2 protein-coding genes and 2 pseudogenes are annotated in these 1,655 nt (G+C 26.1%); all 4 read left to right on the forward strand.

Translation table 11 applies throughout. The features are described 5' to 3' along the window. Positions 1-192 (forward strand): annotated as a pseudogene (locus tag ACRC28_RS13900) (hypothetical protein); the annotation flags it as partial. A 103-nt stretch (positions 193-295) separates the two neighbouring features. Next, positions 296-697, forward strand: a complete 402-nt coding sequence (mntA, locus tag ACRC28_RS13905; protein ID WP_438544046.1) for a type VII toxin-antitoxin system MntA family adenylyltransferase antitoxin — start codon at positions 296-298, stop codon at positions 695-697. A gap of 11 nt (positions 698-708) precedes the next feature. After that, positions 709-1,173, forward strand: a complete 465-nt coding sequence (locus ACRC28_RS13910; protein WP_438544047.1) for a hypothetical protein — start codon at positions 709-711, stop codon at positions 1,171-1,173. Positions 1,174-1,257: 84 nt separating this feature from the next. Further along, positions 1,258-1,655 (forward strand): annotated as a pseudogene (locus ACRC28_RS13915) (FUSC family protein); the annotation flags it as partial.

Genomic DNA, 1,655 nt, shown 5'->3' on the forward strand with positions numbered 1-1,655 from the left:
GGAAACTCAAATGGTGCTGGAATACAAGGACTTGGAAGTAATAATTCTCAATACATCACCAATGCAAGCATAGAAATAAAACGCATGGAAGAAAAGAATGGAAAAAACAAAAGTAGCGTAAATTTTGATAACATAAATATAGCATTAATATTTGCAGGAGTTTTATGTATAATAATTAACTTTTGCATTTAGAGAAGAAAAGGTCATGTAGACGAGTCTATGTGGCTTTTTATTTGTTAAATTTTAGAGTTTTGGATATAATAAAAATATATGTTAAGAAGGGGGCTCTGAAGTTGTGTTTAAAGATAGTCATGCAGTTTGTTTGGATAATAAGGATATAATAGAGAAGATAAAGGAATATTTATTTCAAAAAAGTGAAATTTCAATGGCAGATATATTTGGTTCATTTGATACAGAAGATTTTAATAGAAATAGTGATATAGATATTGCAATTTTAACTAATAAAGATTTTTCTTATGAGGATTATTTAAAGATGAGCCTAGAGCTAGAAGAACTGATAGGAATTCCAGTTGATTTAAATGATATTAATAAGTTACCTGAATATATACAGGTGCAAATAGTTATGGAAAATAGACAATTGTTTAGCAAGGATGATATATTAGAGCAAAAATTTTTAGATAAATTAAATTATTGGATAAAGACAGAATTTCCATTTTGGAAAAAAATGATGCAGTAGGTGTTAGAGGTATGAAAAAAATTAATATAGTAAGGTTAAATACAACAATAATAAAAAGTGAAAAATGTTTAGATGAGCTAGACCAATTTTTTAATGAGCTTGTATCGGAAAAGTATGAAGATGCACCAGTCATAAAAAGGTCTATGGAATTATCATTTAGAAGTTTATTTACAAGCTTTCAATCATTAGTGGAAGACTATGTTTCAATAGTACTTAGAACACTTAGTATTGATGTAAGTAGGCTTTATTTTAGACAATCATTAGATATGTGTGTAGAAAATAAATTTTTAAGTAGTAAATTTGTAGAGGGATTTAAACTATCAATTAAACTAAGAAATGATATTGCACATGGTTATGATGTTCCAACTACAGAAGTTTTGATTAATTATTATAAAAATAATAAAGATGTATATAAGCAATTTATAAAAGATATAACTGAATTTAAATTAACTCTTAAAAATGAAGAATTATTTTAATCTATAAGGTCATGTAGACGAGTCTATGTGGCTTTTTCTTATGAAAAAAGTTATAATGAAAAGACTTAACTAAGGAGGAATTTTATGAAGAATATTAAAAAGAATATAATGATTATTATTGTATTTACTGTAATCACATTTATATTTTCTTTGTTTGGAAAGGAAAATATGATTGTAGGGTTTGGAACATTTCTAGTTGCAGTAACTCTTTTTAATGATGATTATACTGTAAATGCTTTAAGGAATGTTTTTTATTTTGCTATTTTACAGGTTTGCATAGGACTGATGGCTTATATTGGTTCTTTAAATGTGGTTTTGGGTGGTATAAGTGTATTTTTAGTAAGCCTTTATATTTATTATAATTTTACTTATAATACAAAAATCACAAAGGCAACTGGATTTATGACAAACTATTTATTGCTTTTATATATTCCTGTAACAACTAAGGAGCTTCCAATTAGATTGCTTGCATTGGTTTTATC

The sequence above is a fragment of the Clostridium sp. genome (assembly GCF_051650885.1).
GTDB lineage: Bacteria > Bacillota > Clostridia > Clostridiales > Clostridiaceae > Clostridium.

Coding starts and splice junctions, on each gene's coding strand:
- ACRC28_RS13910 (WP_438544047.1), top strand. CDS start 709: ATGAAAAAAATTAATATAGTAAGGTTAAATACAACAATAATAAAAAGT.